The sequence below is a fragment of the Autumnicola patrickiae genome (assembly GCF_031846525.1).
Taxonomy (GTDB): Bacteria; Bacteroidota; Bacteroidia; order Flavobacteriales; family Flavobacteriaceae; genus Autumnicola; species Autumnicola patrickiae.
Window position 1 is genome coordinate 257343 of sequence record NZ_JAVRHM010000001.1, and the last position, 20823, is coordinate 278165.

Consider the following 20823-nt stretch of genomic DNA (forward strand, 5'->3'; position numbering starts at 1 on the left):
CCGCAAATTTTTTAATTTAAAATTAACCTGAATATTCTGCCGTTATGCCTACTTTCCGTCGGGTATTCCGGTTTTCTACTTCCGGGTTTTTGTTACCTTTGGCAGAATTTTAATTTCAGGATATGCAACGAAGCATCAGGGACTATTTTACGATTACACTAAAAGGCATGGCTATGGGAGCTGCAGATGTTGTTCCCGGTGTATCTGGCGGGACTATCGCTTTTATTTCAGGAATTTACGAAGAACTTATTGGCACCATTGGAGGTGTAAATATTTCTTTGCTTAAAACCTGGAAAAAAGAAGGATTTGCTGCTATGTGGAAAGAATTAAACGGCTCTTTTCTTGTTGCTCTTTTACTGGGGATTCTAATTAGTATTTTTACCGTGATGCGCCTTACCAACTACCTTTTGGAAGCCCATCCCATTCTTATTTGGTCTTTCTTTTTTGGATTGGTACTTGCCAGTATCTGGTTTGTAGGAAAACAAATTCCGGAGTGGAATTTGAAAGTAATAGTAGCATTACTTATTGGGGCTTTAATTGCTTTTTACATTGTCTCTCTTCCTCCAATGGCAGGAAACACCAGTTCACTCTTCTTATTTTTTGCCGGTGCAATAGCCGTCTGCGCCATGATCTTACCTGGCATCTCAGGAGCTTTTATCCTACTACTTTTGGGAGCCTACAAGACTGTTAGTGAAGCCGCACATGATTTTGATATAAAAACACTTGCAATTGTCGCTTTAGGCGCTGTTTTCGGGTTACTCTCTTTTTCGCGCTTGCTCAAGTGGCTTTTCACCAATTACAGTACAATTACTCTTGCCGTCCTCACTGGTTTTATAGCTGGTTCTCTTAATAAAATCTGGCCCTGGAAAGAAGTATTGGAAACTGCAACGTATGGTGATAAAGAAGTAATCATGAGGGACGCTTCGGTTTTACCATGGAATTATGATGGGGAATCCAACACGCTATTTGCCCTTCTTTTAATGTTAGCAGGTTTTTTAGTGATTTTAGGTCTTGAATATTTCGCCAGCCAAAAACCCCTGAATGCTAATGCAGCAGACTAGGACCTTCACCGATAAATTTTTTCTGGTGCTCAAAGGGCTTGCCATGGGAGCTGCCAATAAGGTTCCCGGAGTATCGGGTGGTGTGGTTGCATTTGTTGCTGGATTTTATGAAGAGTTTATTTATTCCCTTCAAAAGGTAAATCTTAAAGCTTTTAAACTGCTTATTAGTGGCAGGTTCGGGAGTCTTTTTCAATACATAAATGGAAAATTCCTGGGCCTTCTTATCCTGGGAATGCTTATAAGTTACTTTAGTGTATCCAAAATCCTGGACTACCTGATTGTTCATTATGAACTATATGTTTGGGCAGCATTTTTCGGGATGATTATTGGCTCTATTTACTATATCAGCAAAGATTTTGAAGAGTGGAGCAAAAGGAGCATTCTTTTTGTTCTGGCGGGAATTATTCTCGGGGTAGCCATTAGTTTTTTGGAGCCCGCCAAGCAAAACGACAACCTCTGGTTCGTCTTTTTCTGCGGAATAATAAGTGTCTCGGGAATGACGTTGCCGGGGCTTTCAGGTTCGTTTATTCTTATTTTACTTGGTAACTACGTGTTGTTACTGGTAGATTCGGTTAATGCGTTGTATGACACCGTTGCCGATATACTTAGCTGGGATTTCAGTTTCACAAGTAATCAGGAGCGGTTGAGGTTACTGAAGGTATTAATAGTTTTTTCCCTCGGCTCCCTGGCTGGCCTCGTGTCACTTTCACATTTACTGGGCTTTGTGTTGAAGCATTACAAAAATGACACTTTTGCGGTAATAATTGGCTTTATTACAGGCTCGCTTGGAGTGGTATGGCCATGGAAAGAAGAAACTTTTAAGAAAGACAATTTAGGAAAAATTTTGACTGACAGTCAAGGCAATCAAATAGTTGATAATTACGACCGGTATTGGCCCGATTTTGCACATTTTCAAACCTGGATTGCCATTTTATTTATAGTAGTAGGTATATTTATTGTGCTGGCATTGGCCTGGTATGAGAAAAAAAATAAGAAAGCATGAAATTATACGGATTACTGGGAAAGAATATCGATTATTCATTCTCCAGAAGCTATTTTTCTGAAAAATTCCGGAAAGAGGCTATTAATGCTGAATATAGAAACTTTGATATTCCCGAAATTGACAATTTTGAAGCGGTGATTAAGGAAAATGAGGCTTTAAAAGGTCTAAATGTGACAATTCCTTATAAACAATCGGTTATGGAGTACCTGGATAGGCTGGATGTTAATGCTGAAGCTATTGGAGCGGTAAATACTATTAAAATTGAAGAAGACAGGAGCCTTACCGGATATAATACAGATTACGTAGGATTTTCTGCGGCTATAAAGCCGATGCTTAAAAATGGCAATTATCGTGCTCTAATTCTGGGTACGGGCGGGGCTTCAAAAGCTGTGGCTTTTGCCTTTCAAAAACTGGGAATAAAGTACCTCTACGTTTCCCGAAATCCGAAGACGGGTCAGATTTCTTATCAGGATCTTGATGAAGAAATCCTTCAGAAACATAGAATCATTGTTAACACCACGCCTTTAGGTACTTTTCCCAATACTGAAGATCATCCCGACATTCCTTATCAGTATCTGACTCAGGATCATCTTGCTTACGATTTAATCTACAATCCTTCCACAACGAAATTCATAGAACTGGCGGCAAAAAATGGAGCTACAACCAGTAACGGCCTGCGAATGCTGCAATTACAGGCAGAAAAAGCCTGGGAAATCTGGAATACCTGATATCCTCTTCATTTTATTCCAAATCATTACAAATAAACTTAATCCCTTGCCCATTTTTAGGGGAGTTGTTATCTTTCAGGCATAAACAATCACGACGAACGTTAACATTGAAAGATATGTCTCAAGAAGAAAATGATAAGGAGAAGAAAAATCTTTCCGCCAATACTCCCGATACTTCAGAAAGTAAAAATTCAGAAGAAAGAGAGTTAAAGGAAGGTAACAGAACGGCAGCAGATGAAGGTACTGATGAAAATTCATTTTCTGAACCTGTTGATAATACAAAAAAAGAACAGCCTGCCAAAAATGGCAATTCTGACGCGTCTGCTTCAGCTGAAGAGAAATCTAAATCTACTGCGGCATCTTCAGCTTCCGAAGAAAATGACGAAGATGAAAATGATACGGCAGATGCTATAGTACAGGAAAATAAAAAAGAGGAAGACGTGACTGCTGCAAATCCTACTTTTGACAGTGATGCGGATGAGCAGGCGAAAAGCCTGGAAGAGAAGGTTAACACTGCAAAGCCTGATGCCATAAAGGCAAATCCCGCTTCTGAAGAAGAAAAACTTGCGGCAGCCTCTAAAGCTTACGAGTCTGAAAAAAGTAGTGAATCAGACAATGATTCGGCAGATGCTTATGTTCAGGAAAACAAAAAACAGGAAAATATTTCTGCTACGAACAGTAGTAGCGAGGATAACGGGGAAGACGAAGACCTGGATAGCGATGTAGCAGGCGCCATTGTAAATGAGAACCGCAAAGCTTCTAAAAGTCACCAGGAGGATGTTGATAATGCTGTTGCTGAAGACAGCGAGGATGAAAGCGCAGTTGAGCGGCATAATATAGAGAAAAAGGACTACCATTCCATGAGTAAGGAACAGCTAACAGATGAACTGGAAGCTTTACTGAAAAAGGAGAAAGTGCAGGCAATAAAAGATCACGTTACCGAAATAAGAGCGGAATTTAACGCCAAATTTGACGAAGAGCTGGAAGAGAAAAAAGAAGAATTTCTTGCAGACGGCGGAAATATTATCGACTTCCACTACTCTACTCCCCTTAAAAAAAGGTTTAATGATCTTTATTTTGATTATAAAGAGAAGAGAAATCGTTACTACAAGCAACTTAAACAAGACCTGAATCACAACCTAAATAAGCGTCTTGAAATTATCGAGGAGCTTAAAGGGCTTATAGATGTTGAAGAAAACATCAATACCACTTATAAACATTTTAAAGATTTACAGGATCGATGGAAACTTGCCGGTGCGATCCCGCGGGACCGGTACAACAACGTTTGGAATACCTACCATCACCACGTAGAGAATTTTTATGATTTTCTTCATCTAAACAGGGAATTTCGTGACCTGGATTTTAAACACAACCTGGAGCAAAAACTTAAGGTTATAGATCGTGCAGAAGAGCTGGCTGAGGAAGAAGATGTTAACCGCGCCTTCCGTGAGCTTCAGATGCTCCATAAAATGTGGAAAGAAGAATTGGGGCCGGTTGGGAAAGAATATCGTGAAGATATCTGGAACAGGTTTAGTGATGCCACTAAAAAAATCCATGATAAACGGCAGCAATATTTTAATAATCTCGACCAGGTTTTTGAAAAAAACTGGGAAAAGAAACAGGAGATCATTAATAAGATCAAAGAAATTGCTGAAGAAAATTACAACAACCATAACAAATGGCAACAAAAGATCAAGGATCTTGAAGCTTTAAGAGAAGAATTTTTTAAAGCCGGAAAAGTTCCAAGAGCTAAAAATGAAGAAACCTGGAGCGAATTTAAACAGAGCGTTCGCAAGTTTAACCGGAACAAGAACAATTTCTACAAAGATTTAAAAAAGCAGCAATACGACAATCTTGAGAAAAAGCGAGAGCTTATTAAAATTGCCGATGACAATAAAGACAGTGACGATTTTAAGACTGTCACTCCTTTAATGAAGAAAATTCAGGCAGAATGGAAAACAATTGGCCATGTCCCCAGAAAGGACAGCGATAAGGTCTGGAAGCAGTTTAAAGCTGCATGTAATCATTATTTTGACAGGTTGCATGCCAGCAAAAACGAAGAAAATAAAGAGGAAACTGAAGCTTTTGATCAGAAAAAGGAGATTCTGGATAAATTAAAAGCCCTGGAACTTTCCGGTAATAAAGAAGACGATCTGGCAAAAATTAAGGAGCAGATAGCTGCCTGGAAAAATGTTGGTAGAGTGCCTTACAGCAAGCGTTTTATTGAAGGGAAATTTAATAAAGTTCTGGATCAATTATTCGGGAAACTGGATGTGAACCGTACCAAAGCTGAAATGATGAAGTACGAGAACAAGATCCAGGCGCTGAATGATGCAGATGACGAGAAAAAGATAAGGAATGAGCATTATTTCCTTACAAAGAAAATAGAAGAGACTACTGCCGAAATAAGACAGCTGGAGAATAACCTTCAGTTCTTTTCTAATGTAGATGAAGATAATCCTTTGGTCCAGGATGTGCATAAAAATATTAACGATCACAAAGCACAACTTGAGGTCTGGAAAAAGAAATTGAAGAAAGTAAAGTCTTTGTATTAAAAGTTCGGAGTTTAAACTAAAAAATAGAAACCCAGGGATTAAAAATCGCTGGGTTTCTTATTTTACATTAACTCTTTAGCTAAACTCTTCACTTTTCACCTAAAGCTTCTTCGCTTCATTCCAGAACACATCCATTTCGGCAAGGGTCATATCTTTAAGTGCCCGGTTATTTTCTTTTGCTTTCTCCTCCAGATACTGAAAGCGTTTAATAAACTTCTTATTGGTTCTTTCAAGGGCATTTTCTGGGTTGACGTTCAGAAAACGTGCATAATTGATCATCGAGAATAAAACATCGCCAAATTCGGCTTCTATTTCATCTTTATTGTTGGACTTCACTTCATGCTGAAGTTCTCCCAATTCCTCCTGAAGTTTTTCAAAAACCTGTTCAGGTTCTTCCCAATCAAATCCAACTCCGGCCACTTTATCCTGTATCCGGTTAGCCTTAACAATGGCCGGCAGTGAACGCGGAACGCCTTCGAGCACACTTTTTTTTCCTTCTTTCAGTTTAAGATTTTCCCAGTTCCTTTTCACCTCTTCCTCATCGGCTACTTCTACATCCCCATATATATGTGGATGTCGGGAAATTAACTTGTCGCAAATAGAGTTAGCCACATCTGCAATATCAAAATCTTCCGTTTCGCTACCAATTTTCGCATAAAATACGAGGTGCAGTAAAACATCCCCCAGCTCCTTTTTGACCTCATCCATATCCTTATCCAGAATGGCATCTCCAAGCTCATAGGTTTCCTCAATGGTTAGATGTCGCAGCGATTCCATCGTTTGCTTGCGGTCCCAAGGACATTTATCCCTTAATTCATCCATTATATCCAGAAGACGGTCAAACGCCTTTAATTGCTCTTCTCTTGAATTCATTGTAAATTTTCAGCTTTTCACAAAAATACAAGATAAAAGAAAGAGACGCTAAAGAAGATTCGGGGAAAAATTTGCGAAATCTGAGATAACAAAAGCTAAGATCCTTAACAAAACCAGGATCACATTTTTTTGTACTTGTACAGGCAGGCTTCTGTACAACCTATACCTCTCAAGATCAGCTCTTTTTCGGTAAGTGAGTACACTACACGATTCCAGACCTCATGCCCCTCCTCCAATTCTTCACAGGTGTAAGTTAAAGTAAGATTATCACCATCTACAGTATATTCCCCTTCAGTACAGTTTTCATAAAAATCTGAAGTAAAAGTTCCCTCATTAGTAAAGGTGTAAGAGCTCCCATCTTCCACAGCTTGCCAGGAAGTTTCGCCACCAGGACTTACATAAGATTCTGAAAGTTTCCAGGTACCCACGAGGTTTGTAGTTGTTAAATCTAAAACCTTTAATTGTTCCTTATCATCAGATTCACATCCGGAAAAAAGAAAAAGTAAAAGCAGGGCGATTAATTGAAGAATTAATTTCATGATGTATTGTTTTCTTATAGATGTAAAATATATAAGAAGGTTGCGTGCGGTAAAGAAGAAATTTTCTGTAATGACCTAAGAAAGCGTAAAGGCAGAAAAAAGAGCAGAGAGAAGAGACTACACTTTTTTTCAGGATCGATAATTGTCATTTTGGAAGCATGGTCCCTTTACACTGCTTTAGGAGCCGCAAAGTGATTCTGTGAATGTTCTGAAGCAAAGAATATCCCCTAATTCCCCAGTTTTCAAGCTCCCGCAGAAAGCGCTGATGTTCGCAGGTCCTAAAGAGCAGGCTGGAAATGGCAATTATCGACCTTCAGCAGATTTCTGAAGAATAACCTTTAATTAGCCAATGAGTTTGTGCTCCCGAAGATAAAAAATTACATAAACAAAAGCTTTTAACTTCAGTTGATCTACAGGTTGCTTTTACTTTGGGATATACATACAAAAAAAAGCTCCTTAGTTTCCTAAGGAGCTTCTAAAGGGTGGAAGACCGGGTTCGAACCGGCGACCTCCTGAACCACAATCAGGCGCTCTAACCAGCTGAGCTACAACCACCATTTTAATTGCGGTTGCAAATGTAAGTTATTTCTATAATTTCCCAAAGAAAAAAATAATAATTATATGAGGTCAAATACCGAATCTACTGCCACATGCCGCTCTACCATGTAGCCTTCAGCATGTTCTGTATTAATAAGTCTGCCCAAATCCCTTGCCCGATATGTAATACTTTCTAAAAAGTTACTGCTGGAGATAGGTGTCTGAGGTTCTTTACTTTCCTCATCAAAAAACTGGGTTTTATAAGCTTTGACAGCTGCCATTTTTGTATCCATGTAACCTGAAATATCCACCACAAAATCTGGTTCCAGGTTCTTCCACTGGATGTAGTGAAAAACATGCTTTGGTCGCCAGGCTTCCTGTTTTACTTTTTCATGAAAAGTTTCAATTTTTCTCAATCCACTTAAAAAACAGGCGTCACTGACTAATTTTGCTCCTTTACCATGGTCGATATGCCGGTCTTCAACAGCGTTACATAATATAATGTCTGGGCGGTATTTCCGTAAAATTTTGATAATCTCCAGCTGATGGGATGTATTGTTCACAAAAAAGCCATCACTAAATTCCAGGTTATGACGCATCTTTACTCCCAGAATTTTAGCTGCATCTGCCGCTTCTTTATCCCTTGTCTCTGCAGTACCACGGGTGCCCAGTTCTCCCCTGGTTAAATCCAGGATCCCAACTTTTTTTCCCCGATCTACTTCTTTTGCTATAGTTCCCGCACAACTAAGTTCTACATCATCGGGGTGTGATCCTATAGCCAATATATCTAATTTCATTTTTCTTCTTTACTACTTAAGCCAATGCTTTATTAATTTATTATACGATGCCGATTATCTTCAGCCTCATTTATGCTTTCACAGCTTCAATGGCTTGTTGAATATCCTCAATAAGATCTTCTTTTTCTTCAATTCCAACTGAAAATCTTAGTAAACCATCTCTTATCCCCTGCTTTTCCCTTTCTTCGGGAGTTAAAAGTCCATGGGAAGTTTTAGACGGTGAAAGAATGGTGGATTCCACACCCGCAAGGCTCATTGAGGATTTGATCAATTTCAATTTCTTCTGAAATAAATCTGCATCCAATTCCTCTTTCAGTTCAAAAGAGAGCATTCCGCCAAAACCTTTCATTTGTCCGGCCGCAACTTTGTGATCTGGGTGGGATTTGAGTCCGGGGTAATAAACTCTTGCCACATCTTCATGATTATCGAGAAAATCTGCTAATTCCTGTGCATTTTCATTTTGTGCTTTAACGCGCAGCCCCATTGTTTTTAAGCTTCTTTCCAAAAGCCAGACCGTATAATCGCTTAGACTTCCACCAAAATTCTTGGCGAGCTGGAAAACCTTATCGATATATTCTTCCGAAGAAATTACAGTGCCCGCCAGAATATCACTATGCCCACCCATATATTTAGTTGCAGAATGGATTACAATATCGATACCCATATCTATAGGATTCTGATTTACCGGAGAGGCAAAAGTGTTATCGATCATGCTTACCAACCCGTGCTTTTTGGCTACTTTCGCTATGGCTTTAATATCTGTTACTGTAAGCAGGGGATTGGAAGGTGTTTCTATATAAATTACCTTAGTATTATTTTTTATCTCCTTTTCAAAAGATTCCGGGCTGTAATCTTCAGTAAATGTATACTCAATCCCGAACTTGTCAAATTCTTCTACAACCAGGTTACTCGTCCCACCGTAAAGGGTATTTTGAAGCACAACATGATCGCCGTTATGTAAAAAAGCCAACATAGAGGTACTCACAGCTGCCATTCCGCTTCCAAAAATAAGTGCAGCTTCGCCATGTTCCAAAGCTGCCATTTTCTGAGCCAGGGCCACCTGATTAGGTGTGTTAAAATACCGTGGATAACGTTTCACCTCAACATCTTCAAAAGCATAAGAAGTAGACATGTAAAGAGGAGATACTGCTCCTTTAAACTGCTCATCCTTTAATTCTCCTACGTGCGTACAAATGGTGTTAATACCTTTATATTTCTTAGTCATTATTATACTTGTTATAACCTTGTTTTTAATTTTTTTCTAAAGTAAAAAGAATAATTCAAAAATGGCTGCGGTTAACAATTGTTTCCCTTTTCAATCTATATCACTCCTCTTCTTTTCTTATAAATAATCTGCTGAATTTTATGATTGCATCAAAATAGAATTTAAATTGTGCTTCCACAATAAAACTTAAGAATTGTAGATATGAGTATACTTTCTTCCCTTTTAGGAAATGCCGGTGCCATTGAAAAAAACCAACTTCAGGCAGATTTCGGTAAACTTTTAATTCCGTCTGAAACTATTGAAGCGGGATTTAAGATCATAAGAGACACCTTTATTTTTACCAATAAACGATTAATTATTATTGATGTACAAGGGCTTACTGGGAGAAAAATTGAATATTTTTCTGTTATTTATAAAAGTATCTCCAGGTTTAGTGTAGAAACTGCGGGTAGTTTTGACCTTGATGCAGAACTGAAGATCTGGATATCGGGAGAGCACACTCCTTCCATTTCAAAACGTTTTAATAAGAAAGTGGATATTTATGAAGTACAGAAATTGTTAGCTGAATTTACTTTATAAGAGCTATAGTAACCACTGATGTTCGTAAATTTTAGAAATACATTAGTGGTTCTTCTTTATCCTATTTTAATCCTCCTTATTTAACCTGCTTTCATGGCCTTCCCTCTGCCAGGGAAATTTTCCTTCAATTTCAAGTTCAATAGAAAAACTAAGAAAAGTACGTATTAATACAATTACTCCAAGAGCCAAGACCCTGTCCATTGTAGGCTCTGTCACCACAGTAGCAATAATATCTCCCGCAACCAGAATTTCCAGTCCCAACAGAATTCCTTTACCTAATTCCTGTCTCAGCAAACGGTAAGAACGCGGTTTTGATTTTTGAATTGAAAAAATAAATCTTCCCATTGCGATAAGAGTCCATATCACAATAGTAATAATTCCCGCTACTTCTATAAATTTAGCTGTGTATTCTATATAAACCTGGAGTTCTTCCATATTTTTTCGGGACTTTTTTCTTTAAAGTTAAAAATTATTAGTGGATTTAATCTACTACTCTTCAGCAGATAATTTTTGAAAGACACCATTGGTCCAACCAAATCCATCCTGAGTAGGATATTCCCCACCCCCACTTTCCTTCGTGAGATCTTCTACGTTGTATTTTTCCAGCATCTTATAAGTGCGGTCGTAAACATCTTGATTAACCTGTAGCCAGCGCATTTTTATCTCATCTGCCAACAATTCCTTTCCGTAGTTCCTGAGGCCTGTAATAGTAACCCATTGTAGCGGTGCCCACCCATTTGGAGCATCCCATTGTTCACCGGTAGGATTTAAGGTTGTTACCACTCCACCAGGTTTTAAAAATTTATTTTCTATTTTTTCCGCTACCTGGCTAGCTTGTTGCCCATCTGCAATTTCGAAAAACAGCGGATACACTCCCGCGAGCGATAGTATTTCTGTATATTTATTTCTTCTGAAGTTGTAGTCCATAAAGAATTTCGTCTCTCTGTTCCAGCAGTACTTAAGTATTAGGTTTTTTCTTTTCTGCTGTTTTGCACTGAATTTTTCTGCTTCTGAAGAATTGCCAGCAAGGTCATGGGTTTTAGCGATTGTGCCTTCCAGATTGTACAAAAGCGAATTGAGATCCACCGGAATAATGTTTGTAGTATGGATAGTAGAAAGATCAAATTCCCCTGAAGCATCTGCATCCAGCCATCTGCTGGAATAATCCCAGCCGGACTCTGCCCCGGCCCTTAGATGTATATAAACTTCCTCCTTAGTCAAATTTGGGGAAGCGGTTACGGCATCTTCAGCGGTCTTGATATCTTCACGATAGCTTTCGGGCCTTGGTCCGGGGTTATCATCCCAATACCTGTTCAGGATTTCTCCTTCGGCAAGTTGTACCACGCGGCGGTGCGAAGGTTTGCCGGAGTTTAATTTTTCGGCACCGGCCATCCAGAATTCATATTCCTTCTGCATTTCCTCAAGATATTCCACATAAACCTCATCCCCTTCCTCTTCAGCTAAGACCTGCACCATCATAGCAAAAAATGGCGGTTGCGACCTTCCGAGGTAATAGGTTCTGTTTCCGTTCGGGATGAATCCGTAGTTATTAATAAGGTACGCAAAATTGTCTACCATATTCCGGATCGTTTCTGTTTCGCCATCTTCCTGAAGCCCCAGCATTGTAAAATAACTGTCCCAATAATAAATTTCCCTAAACCTGCCACCGGGCACGATATAAGGATTGGGCAGCGGAATAAGCGTTCCGGAATGTTGCTCATCGGCCGGTCTTTTTAAAACCTGCCATAACTTTTTGATATGCTGATTAATTGAAGAAGAATCTGCTTCATAGGAAGTTTCGCCACCCGGAATTTCAAAATTATCTTCAACAAAGGCAGAAATTGATGCCATAGATTTATCTTCCAACGCCTTGTATTCTCTGCGAATCTCCTTTACATTCTTTTTAGGGATCGCGTCTACAAAAGTCTTACTATCCGGAAAAATTTCTTTTGTCTGTACGTCATAAAAAAGTTCACCATAAAGCTCCTCCGGCGGCAGAATAGTAACATTAGCCCGCTGTTCCGTAGAAACAGAAGAACAGGATAAAAGAAAACTAAAAATCACCGAATAAACGAGGCCAAACGTCTTTGCTTTAATCATAAAGGTGTTTTTCAGCATAATTTAAAAATTTAATCAGTATTTCCAGCTATACTTAAAGGAATAGAGACTGAAAATAATCTTTTCAGAAGGAAGTATTTTCTAAATTTGCCGAAAAATTGAAGTTAGAAATGAAAATAATCTCTTACGCTCCCCAATATGCCGAAAACTTTAAAAATTTGAACCTCGCCTGGCTGGAAAGACTGTTTACTATAGAGCCACATGATGAAGAGGTTTTAGGAAATCCGGATAAGTACATTATCCAACCCGGCGGCAATATCTTTTTTGTAAAAGAAGATGATAGTATCATCGCCACTGTAGCCTTAATGAAGATGGAGGAAAGAGTTTATGAACTCACTAAAATGGCCGTCACTCCAGAATATCAGGGAAAAAAGATTGGACAAAAACTAATGGAACACACCCTTGAATTTGCCAAAAGACAGGATTGGGATCAGCTTATTATCTATTCCAGTCGCAAACTTAAGAATGCCATTTATATTTATAAAAAGTATGGTTTCGAGGAGATTCCAATAGAAGAAAATAACCCATACGCCCGCGGAGACATTAAATTAAGGCTGAACCTTTCATAAATCTTTATTAAACAAAAACCCATTCAGTTTCAGGTTGTGTAAATTTATAATTCGACTGCTGTTATGCAATGCAGGCAGCTGTAATGTTTAATAATTGCCATTTTTGAACCACCTCTTAAGTTCAGAAAAACGGCCTTTAAACTCTAAATTATGAAAAAAATATTTACACTTTTAACGCTGGGAATTTTGCTTGTTTCCTGTAAAAATGAACAGCAAAATCAGCCAGAAAATGATGTCACCGAGATGACTGGAACCAGTGCAATGGAAGAAACAGATTCTGTTTCAATAGATATTGAACCAATCTCTCATGCTACAGCAGTTTTTAAATGGGGAGACGCAGTATTTTATACAGATCCCGTAGGAGGAGCAGAAGCATTTAGCGGTGCTGAAGATCCGGATTTTATTTTAATAACAGACATTCACGGAGATCATATGGATGCCGAAACCTTGCAGGCGTTGGAATTGGACGATAGCCTTAAAATTATAGTTCCACAAGCTGTAAAAGACCAATTACCTGCTGAAATGGAAAACCGACTTGTAGTGATGAACAACGGGGAAAGTATAGAGCATATGGGCTTTACTATTGAAGCTATCCCAATGTACAATTTACCTGAAGCTGAAGATGCCATGCATGTAAAAGGCCGCGGAAATGGTTATGTCCTGGAAAAAGATGGTAAAAGATTATATATTTCTGGCGACACAGAAGATATTCCGGAAATGAGAAATCTTCAGAATATAGATGTAGCACTTGTCTCCATGAATTTACCATACACAATGCCAGTCGATCAGGCTGCTGAAGGTGTAGTTGCTTTTGCTCCGGAAAAAGTTTATCCTTACCACTACAGAGGACAGGACGGTTTGGCAGACGTAGAAAAATTTAAGGAGTTGGTTAACCAGGAAAATGAAGATATTGAAGTAGTACTTGCAGATTGGTATCCGGAGAGAAAATAAATTCGGAATCAAAAATTCAGATAAATAGAAAAGCTGACCAAGTACGGTCAGCTTTTTTTGTACGATAACGTCTTTTGATTGAAATAAAATAGATGAATGATGTTAAGCTTTTATTCTTACAGGCATTACAACATTATCAAAATCACTGTTCATTGAGGATTTTATCTTTTTATAATTAAGCCTGTGTTTAATAAAGTCTTTTACTTTCTCATCCTCGGAATCAATTATTAACACGACCAGTTCTTTGTCGTCGTTAATAGTAAAAAGCACATTCGCAACAATATCCTCCTCCAAATCCAAATTGTGATTTTTTAAAAGTTTTTCTATTTCCAGTTTTACATGGCTAGGATCCTCTAAGGTGGTTTTCGCATTTACCGGTAATACGCTGCCAATGCAAATCATAAACATTAGCATTAAAACATTAATTCTTTTCATAATAAATAAATTTAAAGGTTATATCTAAAAGACTGATCCTTAGCATTCATCGTTACAAAAAGATAATTATTTTAAGGATTATTTAACTTTATAGACCATTTTATTGAGATTAGAGGACTCAGTTTTAAAAGAGTAAAATGCAAGAAGCTGCAACAAAACATCAGCTTCTTGCATTCCAATCTGAAAAAGAGCAACAAAAAAGGCTGTCCTTTTAGGGACAGCCTTAAAAATTTAAATAAGAAAACTTTTCTAAGAAAGTACTTCCTGTACTTTATCTGCAGCTTCCTGGAACTGTACAGCACTGTGTACTCCAAGTCCGCTGTCATCGATTAATTTCTTGGCAACATCTGCATTTGTTCCCTGTAGCCTTACGATAATAGGAACATTTATAGCGTCACCCATATTTTTATAAGCATCTACAATACCTTGAGCAACACGATCACAACGGACAATTCCACCAAAGATATTTACAAGAATAGCTTCTACTTTATCATCTTTAAGGATTAAGCGAAAAGCCTCTTCTACTCTCTTAGCATCTGCCGTACCACCAACGTCAAGGAAGTTGGCTGGCTCACCACCTGCCTGTTTGATAAGGTCCATTGTTGCCATTGCAAGTCCGGCTCCGTTTACCATACACCCAACATTACCGTCTAGTGCAACATAGTTAAGTCCGACTTTTTTAGCCTCAACTTCAGTAGGATTTTCTTCACGTATATCACGCATTTCAGCATAATCCTTGTGACGGAAAAGCGCATTGTCATCTAAAGTTACCTTCGCATCAACAGCCATGATTTTGTCATCGCTGGTTTTTAACACCGGGTTGATTTCAAAAAGTGAAGAATCAGATTTCTCAAAAGCAGTATAAAGAGCGCTTACGAATTTTGTCATTTCTTTAAAAGCAGTACCGCTAAGACCGAGATTAAAAGCAATTCTACGTGCCTGGAATCCTAACAATCCAACAGAAGGATCTATCTCTTCAGTAAAAATAAGATGTGGAGTTTCTTCAGCAACAGTTTCGATATCCATTCCACCTTCAGTAGAATACATAATCATGTTACGTCCTGTAGAACGGTTTAACAATACAGACATATAATATTCCTCCGGCTCGTTATCTCCGGGATAATACACATCTTCAGCAACAAGCACCTGGTGTACTTTTTTACCTTCAGCACTGGTTTGAGGAGTTACCAGGTTCATCCCGATAATATTTCCTGCAATTTCTTCAACCTCTTTAAGGTTTTTGGCAAGTTTCACCCCACCACCTTTACCACGTCCACCGGCGTGAACCTGGGCTTTAATTACGTGCCAGCCAGTTCCTGTTTGCTCGGTTAGTTCTTTTGCTGCATTTACTGCCTCTTGTGCAGTTTGAGCAACAATTCCTCTTTGGATTCTAACTCCGAAGCTATTTAGTATTTCCTTTCCTTGATATTCGTGTATATTCATAATCAGGTATTTCTTCTGTATTATTAATGGTTCACAAAAGTAACAAATACAATACTATTGTACCAATCTTTTTTGATTAACTGCAGGCCTTTTCCGCAGTTTATATATGTAAAAGCCACTCCCGGACTATTCCTTTGCAAAAAAAGCATCAACACCCCCTGTTAAACTATATGGTTATCGTAAGTTTTTATATCTATTTTGTTCTAACCCAGAATTCTCCCGTATTTTTGCCGTTTCAATTTTTCTTGCATGAATAAAGCATTATTAGCCCTGGCAATTGGAGGATTTGGTATTGGAATGACCGAATTTGTTATTATGGGAATTCTTCCAGATGTTGCGGAGGCCCTGAATATTACAATTCCGCAGGCAGGTCATTTTATCTCGGCTTATGCTTTGGGCGTTGTTGTTGGCGCTCCATTGCTTACAGGCATAGGATCAAAATGGCCTGCACATAAAGTTTTAATGTTGCTCATGGTTTGGTTTACGGTTTTTAACACGCTCTCTGCCTTTGCCAATTCTTATCATTTACTACTTATTTCCCGTTTTTTATCTGGCTTACCACACGGAGCTTTCTTCGGAATTGGAGCCGTGGTCGCAGGACAACTTGCAAAACCGGGAAAATCTGCCCAGGCTATTGCCACGATGTTCACCGGGCTTACCGTTGCCAACGTGTTGGGAGTACCATTCGGAACTTATCTGGGCCATAACTACAGCTGGAATGTTTCTTTTATGGCTGTAGGAGTAGTCGGAGTTCTGGCAGTTTTAAGTATTAAATTCTGGATGCCGGAATTGTCCCGGCCTTCCAACAACGGAATTATAAAAGATCTTAAAGTCCTAAAAAAACTGGAACTCTGGATGGTGATTTTACTTACCACCGTGGGAACCGGTGGATTCTTTGCCTGGTACAGCTATATCGCTCCTTTGATAACCGAAGTTGCAGGACATCCGGAAAGTATAGTGAGTTATGCGATGATCCTCGCCGGACTTGGAATGGTCCTGGGAAATCTGATTGGTGCAAAACTGGCAGAAAAATTCTCTCCTATATATTCTGTTCTAATCAGCTTAATTTTAATGGTTATTGTACTTGTTGCCAATACGTACCTGGCTTCAGATAAAATTGCGGTTCTGGTCATGACGTTCATTATTGCTACCGTGGCTTTTACGCTTTCCACTCCTATCCAGATGGCAGTGATCAATTCGGCAAAAGGATCAGAAATGCTGGGATCTTCTTTAAACCAGAGTGCTTTTAATATGGGAAATGCATCCGGAGCCTATCTTGCAGGATTGCCAATTGCCTATGGGTATGGATTTACCTCTGCAGACTGGGTTGGTGCGGGAATGGCCGGAGCAGGTATTTTTATTGCCATGGGCGTCATCTGGATTAGAAAAAGAAACGCACAAAGAGTAGCACTGCAAACCTGATTTATATAACAATTTTATTGAATTGGTTATTTTTGAATTCCGCTTTGCCAAAAATCCAATTTCTCCTGTATTTTTGCCACCTCATAATTCAGAAAAAATGAACAATCAAGACCTTTTAGCTGTAGCCGAAGAATTTGGAAGTCCGGTTTATGTATATGATGCTGAAAAAATCATCTCACAATACAACCGGTTAACCAGTGCTTTTAATGTAGAAAAACTGCGTATTCACTACGCTGTAAAAGCACTTTCCAATATTTCTATTCTGAAGCTTCTAAACTCCCTTGGCTGCGGACTCGATACCGTGTCTGTCCAGGAAGTAAAGTTAGGTCTTGAAGCCGGCGTAGATCCTTCCCGCATTATCTACACCCCTAACGGCGTTTCATTGGAAGAAATTGAACAGGTTGCCGCCCTGGGAGCGCAAATCAATATCGATAATTTGTCCATTTTAGAACAATTCGGGACCAGACATCCAGATACTCCGGTTTGTATCAGGATAAATCCTCACGTAATGGCAGGCGGAAATTCTAAAATTTCAGTTGGTCACATCGACTCGAAATTTGGCATTTCTATACATCAAATGCCGCACCTGCTTAGAATTGTTGAAAACACCGGGATGAATATTAACGGCATCCATATGCATACCGGAAGTGATATCCTGGACATCGGTGTGTTTTTACATGCTTCAGAAATTCTTTTTGATGCTGCCAGGAATTTTAAAGATCTCGAATTCCTCGATTTTGGCAGCGGATTCAAAGTTCCGTACAAAGAAGGAGATATCGAGACAGATATTGAAGATCTTGGAGCCCAGCTTACTTCAAAATTTGAAGCATTCTGCAAAGAATATGGCAGGGAACTTACTTTGGCTTTCGAACCGGGCAAATATCTGGTGAGCGAGTCCGGGAAATTCCTCGCACGGGTAAATGTAATTAAACAAACTACTTCAACCGTATTTGCAGGAGTCGATACAGGTTTTAACCACCTTATCCGCCCCATGTTTTATGGATCCCATCATCATATCACCAATATTTCGAATCCTGAAGGTAAAGAACGGTTTTACTCTGTGGTAGGTTACATTTGCGAAACAGATACTTTTGCCAGCAACAGGCGCATCTCTGAAATTACCGAAGGTGATATTCTAGCCTTTAGCAATGCCGGGGCTTACAGTTATTCTATGTCCAGTAATTTCAATTCCAGGTACCGCCCCGCAGAAGTGTTGTGGTACAAAGGCGAAGCGCATCTCATCAGAAAAAGAGAAACTTTTGAAGACCTTATTAAACATCAGGTTCCCGTAAATCTTGATCTTAACGTGGAAAGCGCACAGTCTTCATAGGCCATGCGTTATACTGTAGATCGATAATTGGCATTTTAGAGCAGTCACTTTTTTCGTTTAGCTCCTGCAAGTTTATTTACTTGTCATACCTACAAGGTTCAAAAAAACCTTGCAGGAATAAATAATTCATAAAAATCATCTCGTTTCCTGCTGCAGACCAATATTTGACGGAAAAAGTCTATTTAAATTATTTTTTCTAAAGATTTCGCTGTTCTACAGCTCTCTTTCAGCTGGAAACCCTTCAGTTTTAATAAAATACTAACCTTTTTCTTTACAGCTATTCAGTATCTTAATGAAAAATACTGAAAATGAGCTACAAACTTGAAAAACAGGAAGACCTTCAGGAAAACATCAACAGAATTGCTTCCGAAGAAATTGATGCCTGCCTTACTTCTCTTAAAAAGGCAGAAATTCATGAAGCGGTTCATGACATTCGAAAACGCCTGAAGAAGCTCCGCGCCCTCGCCAGGCTTGTACGGGACGAGATGGGAGAAAAGAAATATAAAAAAATCAATATTTACTTTCGGGATCTTGGCCGGGAACTGTCACCCGTCAGGGATCTTACCGCTCATATGGAAACTGTGGATATGCTGAAGGAAAGGTACGGCGATCATGTTTATGTGAAATTTTTTGATAGCATTAAACAGGAGTTGGAGAAAGAACGGGATACGGTCGCAGAAGAGCTTCAGGAAAAAGATTTCTTTTCACAATATCTTGTAGAAAAATTGGAAAAAGCAAAGGAGAAACTGGAAGAATGGCCAGTAAAATCTTTAGATATTGCTGTAATTCTTCCCAGTCTGGAAAGGGTTTATTCAAGGGGAGCCAACGCTTTGGAGGATGCCTATGCCAATCCCAATTCAGAAACTTTTCATGAATGGCGAAAAAGGGCAAAATACCTATGGCACCAAAGTGAACTGCTTCAGGATGTATGGCCCGAAATGTTTAAAACCCTGGAATCAGAAATTCATATTCTCGCTGATTATTTAGGTGATGACCACAATCTTATGGTTTTGGATGAAAAATTACTGAATACCGACTTCAATTTTAAGGATGAGAAGCAAAAGGAAATGATTCATGCTTTAATTAAAGAATACAGCGACCATTTACGGACAAATGCTGAACTTCACGGAGCGTTAATTTATGCTGAAAAACCAAAAGCCTTTAAAAAACGTATAAAAAAGTATGTAAGGGTAAATTGGAATTAAAACTATAGCCCAGAAATGACCAAAAATAAGGCACCTCTTTATTTTATTGCTCTTGTTCCCGATGCTGAACTGGAAAAACAAGTACGTGAATTAAAAGAAGAAATTAAAGAAAAGTATAACTCTGAAAAAGCCCTACGATTACCTGCTCATATCACGCTTCAGATTCCGTTTAATATGAATGAGGAAAATGAAGATGTTCTAACCGAAGCTTTACAGCAAGTGGCCAACAAAGCCGATGCCCAAAAATTGCAATTATCGGGCTTTGGTAATTTCTCCGGTCGGGTAATTTACATAGATGTCTCCAATCCAGGGCCGGTTGTAGAATTACATAAAAAAGTTCAGGAAGCCCTATCTGCCATTATTCATATAGATAAAAAGAAATCAGAGATACATCCTCATATTACTATTGCAACCCGCGACCTTAGCCGGAAAGAATTTCAAAAAGCCTGGCCTGAGTTTAAGGAGCGAATGTTTAAGGCTTCTTTTGTTGCAAATAGTTTTACGCTGTTTAAACACAACGGAAAAACCTGGGATGTACTGAAAAAGTTCAGCCTGGACGGATAACCAAACAAATAAAATTTGGCCTGTTCTTAAGTTTTACAAATTTTACAGATATATTAGCGTTTCCACCTTTATATTTAAAATGATTAACATGTTTAAACCTACCCTAGCTTTTTTATTCTTGTTACTCTTAACAACTTTTTCCAATGCACAGGAACAGAATCAGGATCAGGAGTTTTACCAGCTTAAAATTTATCATTTCGAAGATGAAGCACAGGTAGAGCGAACAGATGATTATTTAAAAAACGCATATTTACCTGCTTTAAAGGAGACGGGAATTCAAAACACCGGCGTTTTTAAACCACACGAGAACGGTAAAAACGACAGCATTAAAAAAACGTATGTTTTGATCCCTTTTCAATCTCTTGAACAATGGGAAAGTATCAATGAAGAACTTGGGAAGAATGAGAATTTTCTAAAAAAAGCAGAAGATTTCATAAATTCAGATTACAAGGATACGCCATACCTTCGGTTTGAATCCACCCTGCTAAAAGCTTTTGAAGATATGCCGCAAATGGAGGCTTCAGCTTTAGAAGGACCCCGGGAAGACAGAGTATATGAATTAAGAAGTTATGAATCTCCAACAGAAACTCTTTTTCAGAATAAGGTGGATATGTTTAACGACGGGGAAGTGGAGATCTTTGATGAACTTGGTTTTAATGCTGTATTTTACGCAGAAGTAATTTCGGGTCCAGATATGCCCAATCTTATGTATATGACTACTTTTCCCGATAAAGAAAGCCGTGACGAGCACTGGAAACAATTTGGCGAAGCCCCGGCCTGGAAGAAACTAAGCTCAAAACCTGAATATCCTCCATATAACGTTTCCCATGCAGATATCCTATTTTTGTATCCAACAGAATATTCAGATTACTAATTTTCTGATTGACAA

The 20823-nt window shown here is 38.8% G+C and carries 20 protein-coding genes and 1 tRNA gene; 12 read left to right on the forward strand and 9 right to left on the reverse strand.

Annotated features, from left to right (window positions below; all coding sequences use genetic code 11):
* Window positions 1–122: 122 nt before the first annotated feature.
* The 4 genes from RM549_RS01165 (at window position 123) to RM549_RS01180 (ending at window position 5347) form a co-directional block, all read left to right on the forward strand.
* Window positions 123–1061 (forward strand): DUF368 domain-containing protein, encoded by a 939-nt coding sequence (locus RM549_RS01165; RefSeq protein ID WP_311679851.1) that lies wholly within the window; start codon window positions 123–125, stop codon window positions 1059–1061.
* Window positions 1048–2064, forward strand: a complete 1017-nt coding sequence (locus tag RM549_RS01170) for a DUF368 domain-containing protein (RefSeq protein WP_311679853.1) — start codon at window positions 1048–1050, stop codon at window positions 2062–2064. Before RM549_RS01165 ends, RM549_RS01170 begins: the two co-directional genes overlap by 14 nt.
* The gene (locus RM549_RS01175) at window positions 2061–2792 is read left to right on the forward strand and encodes a shikimate dehydrogenase family protein (protein WP_311679854.1); all 732 of its coding nucleotides are present in this window, start codon (window positions 2061–2063) and stop codon (window positions 2790–2792) included. The genes RM549_RS01170 and RM549_RS01175 overlap by 4 nt, the downstream gene beginning before the upstream one ends.
* A gap of 116 nt (window positions 2793–2908) precedes the next feature.
* Window positions 2909–5347, forward strand: a complete 2439-nt coding sequence (locus RM549_RS01180) for a DUF349 domain-containing protein (protein ID WP_311679856.1) — start codon at window positions 2909–2911, stop codon at window positions 5345–5347.
* Window positions 5348–5446: 99 nt separating this feature from the next.
* On the opposite strand, the gene mazG is transcribed toward RM549_RS01180, so the two are convergent.
* The 5 genes from mazG to RM549_RS01205 all read right to left on the reverse strand — a co-directional run bounded on the left by mazG (window position 5447) and on the right by RM549_RS01205 (window position 9318).
* The gene (gene mazG / locus RM549_RS01185; protein WP_311679857.1) at window positions 5447–6220 is read right to left on the reverse strand and encodes a nucleoside triphosphate pyrophosphohydrolase; all 774 of its coding nucleotides are present in this window, start codon (window positions 6218–6220) and stop codon (window positions 5447–5449) included.
* Window positions 6221–6339: 119 nt separating this feature from the next.
* Window positions 6340–6759, reverse strand: coding sequence for a lipocalin-like domain-containing protein (locus RM549_RS01190; RefSeq protein ID WP_311679860.1), 420 nt, complete (start codon window positions 6757–6759; stop codon window positions 6340–6342).
* Between the two features lie 480 nt (window positions 6760–7239).
* Window positions 7240–7315, reverse strand: a tRNA-His gene (locus tag RM549_RS01195).
* A gap of 61 nt (window positions 7316–7376) precedes the next feature.
* On the reverse strand, window positions 7377–8093 hold the full coding sequence (gene bshB1, locus RM549_RS01200; RefSeq protein ID WP_311679862.1) for a bacillithiol biosynthesis deacetylase BshB1: 717 nt from the start codon (window positions 8091–8093) through the stop codon (window positions 7377–7379).
* A gap of 70 nt (window positions 8094–8163) precedes the next feature.
* On the reverse strand, window positions 8164–9318 hold the full coding sequence (locus RM549_RS01205; protein WP_311679864.1) for a trans-sulfuration enzyme family protein: 1155 nt from the start codon (window positions 9316–9318) through the stop codon (window positions 8164–8166).
* A 201-nt stretch (window positions 9319–9519) separates the two neighbouring features.
* Here RM549_RS01205 and RM549_RS01210 point away from each other — a divergent pair, with 201 nt between their 5' ends.
* Window positions 9520–9897, forward strand: a complete 378-nt coding sequence (locus RM549_RS01210) for a PH domain-containing protein (protein ID WP_311679866.1) — start codon at window positions 9520–9522, stop codon at window positions 9895–9897.
* A 66-nt stretch (window positions 9898–9963) separates the two neighbouring features.
* Here RM549_RS01210 and RM549_RS01215 read toward each other — a convergent pair whose 3' ends face one another.
* Together RM549_RS01215 and treA are read right to left on the reverse strand one after the other, a co-directional pair.
* Complete coding sequence (locus RM549_RS01215; RefSeq protein ID WP_311679868.1) at window positions 9964–10332, reverse strand: DUF1622 domain-containing protein; 369 nt, start codon at window positions 10330–10332, stop codon at window positions 9964–9966.
* 54 nt (window positions 10333–10386) lie between these two features.
* The gene (gene treA / locus RM549_RS01220) at window positions 10387–11997 is read right to left on the reverse strand and encodes an alpha,alpha-trehalase TreA (RefSeq protein WP_311679869.1); all 1611 of its coding nucleotides are present in this window, start codon (window positions 11995–11997) and stop codon (window positions 10387–10389) included.
* Window positions 11998–12125: 128 nt separating this feature from the next.
* On the opposite strand from treA, the gene RM549_RS01225 reads away from it, so the two are divergent.
* Window positions 12126–12584: a GNAT family N-acetyltransferase gene (locus RM549_RS01225; protein ID WP_311679871.1), complete on the forward strand. Its 459-nt coding sequence runs from the start codon at window positions 12126–12128 to the stop codon at window positions 12582–12584.
* Between the two features lie 150 nt (window positions 12585–12734).
* Window positions 12735–13535: an MBL fold metallo-hydrolase gene (locus RM549_RS01230; protein WP_311679873.1), complete on the forward strand. Its 801-nt coding sequence runs from the start codon at window positions 12735–12737 to the stop codon at window positions 13533–13535.
* Between the two features lie 102 nt (window positions 13536–13637).
* On the opposite strand, the gene RM549_RS01235 is transcribed toward RM549_RS01230, so the two are convergent.
* Entirely contained in the window at window positions 13638–13970 is a 333-nt protein-coding gene (locus RM549_RS01235) for a hypothetical protein (protein ID WP_311679875.1), read from the reverse strand.
* A 249-nt stretch (window positions 13971–14219) separates the two neighbouring features.
* The gene (gene sucC / locus RM549_RS01240; RefSeq protein WP_311679877.1) at window positions 14220–15413 is read right to left on the reverse strand and encodes an ADP-forming succinate--CoA ligase subunit beta; all 1194 of its coding nucleotides are present in this window, start codon (window positions 15411–15413) and stop codon (window positions 14220–14222) included.
* Window positions 15414–15662: 249 nt separating this feature from the next.
* On the opposite strand from sucC, the gene RM549_RS01245 reads away from it, so the two are divergent.
* The 5 genes from RM549_RS01245 (at window position 15663) to RM549_RS01265 (ending at window position 20808) form a co-directional block, all read left to right on the forward strand.
* Window positions 15663–16835, forward strand: a complete 1173-nt coding sequence (locus RM549_RS01245) for an MFS transporter (protein WP_311679879.1) — start codon at window positions 15663–15665, stop codon at window positions 16833–16835.
* 97 nt (window positions 16836–16932) lie between these two features.
* Complete coding sequence (lysA, locus tag RM549_RS01250) at window positions 16933–18165, forward strand: diaminopimelate decarboxylase (RefSeq protein ID WP_311679881.1); 1233 nt, start codon at window positions 16933–16935, stop codon at window positions 18163–18165.
* Between the two features lie 308 nt (window positions 18166–18473).
* Window positions 18474–19370, forward strand: coding sequence for a CHAD domain-containing protein (locus RM549_RS01255; RefSeq protein ID WP_311679883.1), 897 nt, complete (start codon window positions 18474–18476; stop codon window positions 19368–19370).
* 15 nt (window positions 19371–19385) lie between these two features.
* Entirely contained in the window at window positions 19386–19934 is a 549-nt protein-coding gene (locus tag RM549_RS01260) for a 2'-5' RNA ligase family protein (protein WP_311679885.1), read from the forward strand.
* 88 nt (window positions 19935–20022) lie between these two features.
* On the forward strand, window positions 20023–20808 hold the full coding sequence (locus RM549_RS01265) for an NIPSNAP family protein (RefSeq protein WP_311679886.1): 786 nt from the start codon (window positions 20023–20025) through the stop codon (window positions 20806–20808).
* The last annotated feature ends 15 nt before the right edge of the window (window positions 20809–20823 follow it).

Excerpts from the sequence above, each read along its gene's own strand:
- RM549_RS01165 (WP_311679851.1), top strand. The coding sequence starts at position 123 with ATGCAACGAAGCATCAGGGACTATTTTACGATTACACTAAAAGGCATG.
- RM549_RS01170 (WP_311679853.1), top strand. The coding sequence starts at position 1,048 with ATGCAGCAGACTAGGACCTTCACCGATAAATTTTTTCTGGTGCTCAAA.
- RM549_RS01175 (WP_311679854.1), top strand. The coding sequence starts at position 2,061 with ATGAAATTATACGGATTACTGGGAAAGAATATCGATTATTCATTCTCC.
- RM549_RS01180 (WP_311679856.1), top strand. The coding sequence starts at position 2,909 with ATGTCTCAAGAAGAAAATGATAAGGAGAAGAAAAATCTTTCCGCCAAT.
- mazG (WP_311679857.1), bottom strand. The coding sequence starts at position 6,220 with ATGAATTCAAGAGAAGAGCAATTAAAGGCGTTTGACCGTCTTCTGGAT.
- RM549_RS01190 (WP_311679860.1), bottom strand. The coding sequence starts at position 6,759 with ATGAAATTAATTCTTCAATTAATCGCCCTGCTTTTACTTTTTCTTTTT.
- bshB1 (WP_311679862.1), bottom strand. The coding sequence starts at position 8,093 with ATGAAATTAGATATATTGGCTATAGGATCACACCCCGATGATGTAGAA.
- RM549_RS01205 (WP_311679864.1), bottom strand. The coding sequence starts at position 9,318 with ATGACTAAGAAATATAAAGGTATTAACACCATTTGTACGCACGTAGGA.
- RM549_RS01210 (WP_311679866.1), top strand. The coding sequence starts at position 9,520 with ATGAGTATACTTTCTTCCCTTTTAGGAAATGCCGGTGCCATTGAAAAA.
- RM549_RS01215 (WP_311679868.1), bottom strand. The coding sequence starts at position 10,332 with ATGGAAGAACTCCAGGTTTATATAGAATACACAGCTAAATTTATAGAA.
- treA (WP_311679869.1), bottom strand. The coding sequence starts at position 11,997 with ATGATTAAAGCAAAGACGTTTGGCCTCGTTTATTCGGTGATTTTTAGT.
- RM549_RS01225 (WP_311679871.1), top strand. The coding sequence starts at position 12,126 with ATGAAAATAATCTCTTACGCTCCCCAATATGCCGAAAACTTTAAAAAT.
- RM549_RS01230 (WP_311679873.1), top strand. The coding sequence starts at position 12,735 with ATGAAAAAAATATTTACACTTTTAACGCTGGGAATTTTGCTTGTTTCC.
- RM549_RS01235 (WP_311679875.1), bottom strand. The coding sequence starts at position 13,970 with ATGAAAAGAATTAATGTTTTAATGCTAATGTTTATGATTTGCATTGGC.
- sucC (WP_311679877.1), bottom strand. The coding sequence starts at position 15,413 with ATGAATATACACGAATATCAAGGAAAGGAAATACTAAATAGCTTCGGA.
- RM549_RS01245 (WP_311679879.1), top strand. The coding sequence starts at position 15,663 with ATGAATAAAGCATTATTAGCCCTGGCAATTGGAGGATTTGGTATTGGA.
- lysA (WP_311679881.1), top strand. The coding sequence starts at position 16,933 with ATGAACAATCAAGACCTTTTAGCTGTAGCCGAAGAATTTGGAAGTCCG.
- RM549_RS01255 (WP_311679883.1), top strand. The coding sequence starts at position 18,474 with ATGAGCTACAAACTTGAAAAACAGGAAGACCTTCAGGAAAACATCAAC.
- RM549_RS01260 (WP_311679885.1), top strand. The coding sequence starts at position 19,386 with ATGACCAAAAATAAGGCACCTCTTTATTTTATTGCTCTTGTTCCCGAT.
- RM549_RS01265 (WP_311679886.1), top strand. The coding sequence starts at position 20,023 with ATGTTTAAACCTACCCTAGCTTTTTTATTCTTGTTACTCTTAACAACT.